Source organism: Chitinophagaceae bacterium (assembly GCA_030053935.1).
Taxonomy (GTDB): domain Bacteria; phylum Bacteroidota; class Bacteroidia; order Cytophagales; family JASGCU01; genus JASGCU01.
Map to the genome: position 1 here is coordinate 1 of JASGCU010000091.1, position 9586 is coordinate 9586.

8 protein-coding genes are annotated in these 9586 nt (G+C 33.4%); 2 read left to right on the forward strand and 6 right to left on the reverse strand.

The window, feature by feature from the left end; all coding sequences use genetic code 11:
* Positions 1–302: 302 nt before the first annotated feature.
* The 4 genes from aroE to QM536_08405 all read right to left on the reverse strand — a co-directional run bounded on the left by aroE (position 303) and on the right by QM536_08405 (position 4082).
* A complete protein-coding gene (gene aroE / locus QM536_08390) occupies positions 303–1061 on the reverse strand; it encodes a shikimate dehydrogenase (protein ID MDI9357023.1) in 759 nt (252 codons plus the stop codon).
* Entirely contained in the window at positions 1051–3501 is a 2451-nt protein-coding gene (locus QM536_08395) for a M1 family metallopeptidase (GenBank protein ID MDI9357024.1), read from the reverse strand. The genes aroE and QM536_08395 overlap by 11 nt, the downstream gene beginning before the upstream one ends.
* Positions 3502–3525: 24 nt before the next feature.
* Positions 3526–3879, reverse strand: coding sequence for a hypothetical protein (locus tag QM536_08400; protein ID MDI9357025.1), 354 nt, complete (start codon positions 3877–3879; stop codon positions 3526–3528).
* A 74-nt stretch (positions 3880–3953) separates the two neighbouring features.
* A complete protein-coding gene (locus QM536_08405; protein MDI9357026.1) occupies positions 3954–4082 on the reverse strand; it encodes a hypothetical protein in 129 nt (42 codons plus the stop codon).
* A 66-nt stretch (positions 4083–4148) separates the two neighbouring features.
* Between QM536_08405 and QM536_08410 the strand changes: the two genes are divergently transcribed.
* Positions 4149–4376 (forward strand): hypothetical protein, encoded by a 228-nt coding sequence (locus tag QM536_08410; protein MDI9357027.1) that lies wholly within the window; start codon positions 4149–4151, stop codon positions 4374–4376.
* A gap of 226 nt (positions 4377–4602) precedes the next feature.
* Here QM536_08410 and QM536_08415 read toward each other — a convergent pair whose 3' ends face one another.
* Both QM536_08415 and QM536_08420 read right to left on the reverse strand, forming a co-directional pair.
* Positions 4603–6819: a M1 family metallopeptidase gene (locus QM536_08415; GenBank protein ID MDI9357028.1), complete on the reverse strand. Its 2217-nt coding sequence runs from the start codon at positions 6817–6819 to the stop codon at positions 4603–4605.
* 152 nt (positions 6820–6971) lie between these two features.
* Positions 6972–8045 carry an alkaline phosphatase gene (locus QM536_08420; GenBank protein MDI9357029.1) on the reverse strand — a complete coding sequence of 358 codons (1074 nt, stop codon included), beginning with the start codon at positions 8043–8045 and terminating at the stop codon, positions 6972–6974.
* A gap of 226 nt (positions 8046–8271) precedes the next feature.
* Between QM536_08420 and QM536_08425 the strand changes: the two genes are divergently transcribed.
* The gene (locus QM536_08425; protein MDI9357030.1) at positions 8272–9360 is read left to right on the forward strand and encodes a DUF1611 domain-containing protein; all 1089 of its coding nucleotides are present in this window, start codon (positions 8272–8274) and stop codon (positions 9358–9360) included.
* The last annotated feature ends 226 nt before the right edge of the window (positions 9361–9586 follow it).

Consider the following 9586-nt stretch of genomic DNA (forward strand, 5'->3'; position numbering starts at 1 on the left):
TTTTTTTATTAAATTGTAATAATTATATCTTTTTATATTTTATTTTTTTAAATTTCCATTATAATTGATTTTTTTGCAATTAATTCGGAAAGAGTATAAGAGGGGTCTAATATAGATTGTGCTTATCTTAATGCTATGGGGATGCTTGGTGATGTTTTAGGTAACAAAACAGCTTTGTTTGGGAGAGGATTTTTGAATTTCATAAAAAAAAGTATGAGAGGTATTATTTACCTAAGAGAAGGTGGTGTTGAGTTTTTTTTTGGTGTTGTATATATGTTTTTTCTCTATAATGGATAAAGAGGTTATGTATGTGTTATAGTATTCCATATTTCCCATGACTTTTCTGCTTGTAAGTGGAGCATTTCGTATCCATTTTTTACGGATGCATTGTTCTTGATGCCTTGTTTCATAAAAAGGGTTATTTCGGGGTTATAGACCATGTCGTAGAGATAGTGTTTTGGGCTTATAAAATTATATGGTATGGGGGGGTATGTGTTTGTATTTGGGGACATTCCGAGTGGGGTAGTGTTTATGATGAGTTTTCTTTCTTGTATTATATCTTTTGTAAGGTGTGAGTAGAGGAGGTTTTGTTGTCTTTCTACAATAATAAAAGGGATGTTCATGTTTTCTAAGACGGTTTTGGCAGCGGCAGCGGCTCCGCCGTTTCCGAGGATTATTGCTTTGGTATTTTTGAGTATATTTTGAGGTATCCAATTTTCTAAGGATTGTTTGAATCCGAAGTAATCCGAGTTATATCCGAAGAGTTGTGCATCTTTGGTGATTTTTATGAGGTTTACTGCTCCTATTTTTGTAGCTATGTGGTCTAATTTTTGTAAGAAAGGGATTATTTTTTTTTTATATGGGATGGTAACATTAAGTCCTGAGAGGTTTGGGTTTTGTTGGAGTATGAGGGGGAATTTTTCTATGGTATCTATTTCAAAGAGAGAATAAGAATGGTTTTGTAAATGTTCTTTTTTGAATTTTTCAGTAAAGTATTTTTGAGAGAAGGAGTGTCCGAGTGGAAATCCTATTAAGCCGTAGAGAATTTGTTTATTGTTCATTGAGAATGGATTGAAATGCTTCTTTTATGTGCAAGGTTGATTCATTTTCTATGAGAGAGGATATCAGTTTTTGTATTTCTTTTTTATGGGCATCAAAGAGGGTAATTCCTTGAAAAGCGAATATTTTATTTTCTTCTTGATTATCTTTTGTTGCTAAAAAAGTGAGGAGGTGAAGGACTTCATCTGTTCGTTTTTTGGTATCTGTTGCTATATATTGTATAAAATATGATAGAAAATGGGTTTTTTTGATTCCTGTTTGTTTGAGGAGAGTATTTATAAACCATTTGAGTTCGTCTTGTTTATAGTTTCGTATAAAAAACTGGGCGAATGGGATACTTATTTGGATGTTATCTATGTTTTTAAATGGTTCTAGGGGAGTGGGGATTTGAGTTTTATTTTCTAATAGAGCATCTATAGCTTGCCCTACTACGGAGTATGAGGAATCTGCAAGTGCTTTTTCAAAGATTTGTTGTTCTATATTATAGGAGGATAATGTGGAAAGAGCGGATGCTCGTACTAATGAGTTTTTATCTTTTGTGAGAGATATTATTTTTTTAAGGATATTTGGGTATTTTTTTATGTTTGTATCTTTTATGAGAGCAAGGGCTTCTATTTTGATATGATGAAAAGAATCTTCTAATGCGAGTTCTATTGCTTCTAAAAAGAGTTCTTTTGGAGCATTTGCAAGCGATGCAAGGGCATCTACTTTCATACTATAAGAGACAGCGAATTTGTATTGGTTGAGTGTTTCAAGATGGGATTTTTCGTGGTAAAAATCTACGAGAAGAGAACCATTTGGGTCTACTTGCACTAAGGATGGTTTTTCAGAGAGGGGTATTGCGATTTCTAAGTATTCTGTTTCTAGTACTAATTGGATTTTTTTTTGTTCTTCTTTTATCCAATAGTTTACTTCTATGGGTATAATAAAAGGTTCTTTTTTAGGAGAATCTAATTCTTGGTAGAATGCTATAAAAAGAGAATCATTTTTATGTTCGTGTAGGACGTTTATTTTAGGGTTTTCTTCTCTCAAGAACCATTGGTCAAAGAACCATTTGAGGTCTTCGCCTGCTGTTGTTTCAAAAGAATGTCTCAGATTATCAAGGTCTACGGATTTATATTTGTTATTTATAAGATAGTGATGGAGTGATTGAAAAAAAACAGTATCTCCTAAAAAGTTGCGTAGCATATGGATGATGATGGCAGATTTTTGATAAGAGTAGGTATCAAAAAGTTCTTTTGTATCTGTATAATAATAATTTATAACGGGTCTTTTGAGAGATTCGGTTTCTATAAAATGTGTGTTTTTTGCTTGATAAAGCCATCTATTAGCTTCGTTTTTTCCATATTTATGTTCATACCAAAGATATTCTCCGTATGTAGCAAATCCTTCATTGAGAGGGAGATAAGCCCATGATTTACAGGTGACCAGATTTCCAAACCATTGGTGAAAGAGTTCGTGTGCTATTATGTTATCGTGTTTTTCATCAATAAGTTCTTTTTTTTCCAAGTCATAGTCTTCTGAAAGTATGGTAATAGTAGTATTTTCCATTCCTTCATCTATAAAGTTTTTTACAATAACTTGGTCATATTTTGGGTAGGGGTATGTATAGTGTAAAAGATTATTGAAAAGGGAAAGCATTTGAGGGGTTTCTTTGAAAAAAATATCTTTTCCCCGGTGGGGAAAAGAAGAAATATAACGGAGAGTAACATCATTCCATTTTTGTTGGGAAAAAGAAAATTTTCCTATTACTAAAGCAAACAAGTAAGGAGAATGAGGATATTCCATATTCCAATGATCTGTTTTGTATTTTCCTTTTTTGGTAGAAGAAAGGAGTACACCATTAGAAATAGTATGAAAAAAGGAATCTACGGTTATGATAACTTCTTGAGTGCATTTTTCATTCGGTTGGTCGAATGTAGGGAACCAATAGGAAGCCCCATTAGGTTCTCCTTGTGTCCATACTTGATAATATTGTATGTCAGATGTTGTGTTTTTGGGAGTGTAGGGTTTAAAAAAATAGAGACCTACTTGGGTGGTTCTTTTATTACTTTCGTAGTTAGCTATATAATCAATTTTTATATCTAAGGTATCTTGTGCAGAAAATTTTTTGAGGAGGTCTATCTGAAGTAAAAATCCATCGTAGGAGTATGGGAGTTCTTTCCATATATTTTTTGTTTTAAGAAAACAACCTCTTATTTTAAAATTCTTTGCATCTAGTATCAGTTTTTGTTGTGTTCGGATATAGGGTTTCAGACGGAGTTCTGCTGTTGATATGAGTTGTTCTTTTTCCCAATCTACTAATAAAGAAAGTCGTGTGTGGAGTATATCAAAAAAAATTGGTTTCATAGAGTTATACTGTAATACAGTATCTCCATTATATTGTGCAGATCCTTTTATTGCTGTGAATAAGAGGGCGAATAAGAGTACTTTTTTTTTCAAAGAATATAGATGTTATAAAATAAATTATTTTTTTCTCAGGCGAAATAGTATATAAATCCCTACTATTGCTCCTATTGCATATATAATTTTATTTCCAAAATACCAATATCCCAAACAGAGGGTAACGAGCATTGCAGTGGCAGATAGTTGTCCAACAGCGGCACTGTAATCTTTGCCAAAAGTTTTTTTACTACCTGTTTTTCTTTTGAAAGCCCCTCGTATTGTGGAACTATGGGGTTTTGTAGGATCTTCTTCTTGGAGTTCAGTTTCTATTCTTTTAGTTCTCTCTGTTATTTCTTCTTTTATGGGGTCATAATAGCGAGGTTTAAATGCAAATCTTTTGTGAGCGGGTACTTTAAATATTCCTTTGAGTATCATTGGTGTTATGTTATAATGAAAATATGTAATAATCCTCTCTTGAAAAAGTATAAGATAGAAGGTGTATCAGGGTTCTATTGATTTTCTATCTGTTTTTCTTTTCTCTGTTTTTTTAATTTACTTGTTTCTATAAATGTTTCTATAGAAGCATAAATTCCCAGTACTGATCCTATTATTGTTAATATTACAAATAATGTAGTCATTTCTCTAAGGTTGTTAAATGATTATAAATTGATAAACTAAAAAAAAATGAAATAACAGCAAAACAAATGGAACAAATTTTTACCGCCCATTTATTCATATCTAAGTTTACTTTAAAGTCGGAATATGTTACCAATGTAAGAAGTGCTGCGAATATAATAATAAAAACAACAGACATACCAATTTTCTTTGTTTTCCAGACCTTATCCTCAAAATCTTTGTCTTCTAACTCATTTATATTGGTAAGGTTTAATACAAGTCCTAAAACTATAAAATCAGATTCATTTAACCAATAATAAATAGTTCCTGTCTTATCAAATAAGACAATAAACGTTCTTATTAAGAATGGAATTAACCCGATTACTACAGTATATATTAACCACTTTGTTTTTTTGATTTCACTGCTGTTTTTTTAAAATAGAACGTAATGTATATTTACGAAAAAAGATTGGGCATTTAATTTACAATAAAAAAAATATACTCCCAACATTTTTGGGATTGGGAGCATATTCTTTCATTTTTTTATTTCTTCTTTTCTTTAAATTGTTCTACTTTTGATGGGGTTTTCTTGCGAGGAAACTCATTATTACTTGCTTCAGAATCGGATGTTTGTTGCAAAGGGTCTATTTTGATATTGATTACTTCTTTTTCTTTTGCAAATACTTTAGTTACTTCAATTTCATTATAACGCCAGATTTCTGCGGGAATTTTTTCTATTTCTGTTGTTCCATCTTTATAGGTCCATTCTATTATAAGGGGGGTTACTAATCCTCCTACGTTTTTGAAGGTGACTTCATAAAAGTTTGTATTCTGGTGTTTACTTTTAATAGAAGCATCATTGATACGGTTTTGAAATTCTCTGTATGATTTATCTTTTGTGTCTGCAAATTGAAATACTTGTGTGGCTTCTTCAAATGTTTTAGCGGGTTCGGTATCATTTTTATTGGTAGGAGTAAGGTTTACTTGGTTCTCAAATCCTTTTTCATTTTTTGCCATTTTAAACCATTTTACTTTATCCACAGAAATATCTACATGGTCTGTGGTATAAAACCATCCTCTCCAAAACCAATCTAGATCTACTGCCGAGGCATCTTCCATAGTTCTAAAAAAATCAGCAGGGGTAGGATGTTTGAACGCCCATCTTCTTGCATATTCTTTAAAAGCATAGTCAAAAAGTTCTTCTCCCATGATAGTTTCTCGCAATATACTGAGGGCTGCAGCGGGTTTTCCATAAGCATTATTTCCAAATTGCAGTATCTGCTCGGAATTGGTCATAATAGGTCTTTGTCCTTCCTTATCTCCTTTCATATAATCTATCATGCTGGTCGCTGTTCCTCTTCTTAATGGCATTCCTTCTTTTACATAATGTTCTTTTTGGGTTAAACTCTGCACAAAAGTATTTAATCCTTCGTCCATCCAAGTCCATTGCCTTTCATCAGAGTTAATAATCATAGGGAAAAAATTATGCCCCACCTCATGAATAATAACCCCTATCATTCCCCATTTTACTTGGTCGGAATAAGTGCCGTTTGCGTTTGGTCTTCCAAAGTTAAAACATATCATCGGGTATTCCATCCCTATAGATGCCGCATGCACGGAAATAGCCACAGGGTAAGGATAATCTATAGTATGTTTTGAATAGGTGAGTAAAGTATTTGCTACTGCTCGGGTAGATTCTTTTTCCCAAAGAGGGTTTCCTTCTTTTGGATAATAGCTCATTGCCAAAGGCGTTTTGCCATTTATATTGACAGATTGGGCATCCCATATAAACTTTCTGGATGATGCAAAAGCAAAATCACGTACATTGTCCGCTTTATACTTCCATATTTTTCGAGAATTTGCTTTTGTTTTTTCAGATATCTTTGCTTCTTCTTCGGTCACAATTATGACGGGTTTATCAAACGATGCTTTTGCTTTTTCAAACCTTGCTATCTGTGTTGGTGATAAAACCTCTCTATGATTTTGTAAAGTACCTGTTGCTCCAATGATATGATCAGCAGGAACATTGATGCTTACTATATAATTTCCGAGGGAAAGGGTAAATTCCCCATTCCCTAAAAACTGCTTGTTCTGCCATCCCGAAACATCATCGTATACAGCCATGCGTGGAAAGAATTGAGCGATGGTATATACATAATTTCCATCTTTAGGAAAGTATTCATAGCCAGACCTTCCCCCGTCTAACATTCTATCATTGATGTTATAAGACCAAGCTATCTTTATAGAGGTGTTCTGTTTGGACAGGAGAGGGGTTGCTAAATCTACTCGCATCATCGTTTTATTGATACTGTAACGTAAAGGAGTTCCCGCTCCATCGGTCACCGATTTTATTTTGAATCCTCCATCAAAATCATAATCATGAATAATACCCAAAAGGGACTTTCCCTCCACAGTATCTTTCATGTTTGAGGTTGCGGTCTTAGGAGTAGCAGATTCTTTTTCATTAATATTCTGATCTAACTGTATCCAAAGATAAGGCAATTCATCGGGTGAATTATTAAAATATGTGATCATTTCATTTCCTGTAATACTCTGATTTTCATCATTGAGTTCTACTGAAATTTCATAATCTGCTCTCTGCTGCCAATAATCCTTACCAGGAGCACCGCTTGCGGTGCGGTAGCTATTCGGGGTTGGCAATTGAGTGCCTAATTGCTCAAATTTTTGATCCCATGTTTCTTGCCCGTAAACAGATTCACAAAAAATGAGCATCACACAAAAAGTAATTACTTTGTTCATAATATTTATTTTATTAGTAAAAAAATTTATTGATTGTAGTTGTAGATAATACATGTGCTTATAAAACAAAAAACATAAAATTATATTTTTTTTGCAAATACATCATTTCTCATAAAAATACTTACATTTTTGTATATGTTTTGTGTTTTATTTCAAAATCCGTAGAGGTATTTTATTTTATGGTATATATCTGTGTTATCATAAATACCTTGAAATACTTCTGCTCCGACTCCAAAAGCAAAAACGGGAATGAGATCGCAGGTATGTTTATCCGTAGTAAATTGAGGTGTAAAATTAAAAGCGTCTTTTTTGTCTGTATTAAGAGCGTATCCTCCGGTTTCGTGGTCAGCAGTGATTATTACTAATGTTTCTTTATTTTTTTCCGCAAAATCAAGAACTTTCCCTATTCCTTTATCAAATTCTATCATTTCAGAAATAATATAATCGGAGTTGTTCTCGTGTCCTCCCCAATCTATTTGAGAACCCTCTATCATGAGAAAAAAACCATTTGAGTTGGCAGCAAGTTTAGGAATAATAGCATCTATTCCTCTCAGAAATACATCATCTCTTCCTTTGAGAAGAGAAAGAGGTTGTCCATCTGCAATAAACCATCCTGCTTTTCCCTTTGCATTTTTGAATGAGGATTCATCTTGGGTAATAGTAAAGCCGCTTTGTTCTAATATCTTTGTTATATCTCTTTTATCTGTGCGGTCTTTGAAAAACTTATACCCACCTCCCACAAAATGTGTAAGTGGTGCGTTCAGCATATCTTGAGCAATAGATTCTTCTAAGCTGCGGAGTTTCTGATGTGCATAAAAACTTGCAGGGGTAGCATGGGTAATAGAAGCCGTAACCACCAATCCTGTGCTTAATTTATTATTTCCTGCTTTTTCTAAAATAGTTTCTCTCCTTAGGCTGTCTTTCCCTACTCCTATAGCACCGTTATATGTTTTTTCACCACAAGAAAATGCTGTGGCACCTGCTGCCGAGTCGGTTATTAAAGCATCTGAAGACCAGGTCTTTATAAGACCTAAGGACTTACATCGTTCTAAATGTAATCTATAATTATTACGTATTAACCCTGCTGTTATTTGTGTGAGCCCCATCCCGTCTCCTATCATCAATATAATATTTTTAGGACGGGTTCCTTTATAAACTTTTGAATCCTGAGAATATACTGGGGTTTTCAAAAGCACAAAAATTAAAAATAAAATCTTTTGCAACATAATTCTTTTTTTAGTTTAGTAATGAAAAAATAAGAGTGAACCTTTCCAATAGTTTTTAGCAATTTACAAAGAAAATAATATTTACTCTTTTTCTATGCAATTTGTATACTCTCTTTCAAAAAAGCACTTTGTTTTTTTTAAATAAGAGTACATTTTATAAAATTGTATTTACTTTTCATTTTTTATGAACATAATCCATAATTATTAGAATGCACGAAAAACAACAATGAAAATAAAATCTATAGTATTATCAAATGGGCTTTTTGATACAAAGTCCGCAAAAACCGCTCATGGTTTAATAAGGGGGTCAGAAAGATATGAAATAGTAGCAGTGATTGATGAGGTTTTTTTTGGAAGAGATGCAGGAATTATTTTAGATGGAAGGTCTAGAAATATTCCTATTTACAAAGATGTTATTACTTTTATACAAAGCGGGGGACAAGCACGCAATTGTATAGTAGGCGTAGCACCAAAAGGTGGGCAGCTTCCTATTTCTATGGAAGCAGATGTTATGGAAGCAATGAAAAACGGAATGGACGTTGTGAGTGGATTGCATTCCTTTTTACATGATAATCCTCGTCTTGCGGAATGCTCCCAAAAATACAAAGTAATCATTCACGATATAAGGCAACCCACGCCTCGTCATAAGCTCCGATTTTGGACAGGTGAAATATATCAAATTCCATGCGCAAAAATAGCGGTTATGGGAACTGATTGCGGATTAGGAAAAAGAACCACTGCAAAATTTATAGTAGAATCTATCCGACAAGAAGGGATGATTTCTGAAATGATATATACCGGACAAACAGGATGGATGCAAGGATGGAAGTATGGGTTTATATTAGATTCTACCTATAATGATTATGTATCGGGAGAATTAGAAAGGTCCATAGTATCGTGTTATAAAGAAGTAAACCCTTCCCTTATTGTTATAGAAGGTCAAGCAGCCCTCCGAAATATCAGCGGTCCCTGTGGAGCAGAATTTTTAGTATCTGGGGATGTAGATGGGGTTATTTTACAACATGCACCCGCAAGGAAATATTATGATGGATTTGAAGATTTGGGAAAAGAAATACCCAACATTGCCGATGAAATAAAACTCATAGGTATGTACGGAAAAAAAGTATTGGGTATCACGCTCAATACTCATCATCTTTCCCAAGAACAAGCACATTTTTATAAACAAAAATATGCAAAAGAACTAGGAATTCCCGTATGCCTGCCAATAGAAGAAGGAGTTGCAGAACTTATCCCTGTTCTAAAAGAACTTATTATCAAAAAGAAAAAAGAGACCAAAACACAAAACAAATTGTAGGTGGGTTCTAAAAATTCAAATCCTAATTGACCTCCCCTCCTCCAAAGGAGGGGCTGGGGGAGGTCAAAATATACCAATTACTTCTTCAACCTTATTTACCAACAAAATACGGTAATTTTGAATTTTTAGAACCCTTCTTGTAGAAAATTCAAAATAAATGGTTTATATTCATGTTTGATTTATTTTTGTGAAATAATATAATGAAACATGACAATTATAAACTTGA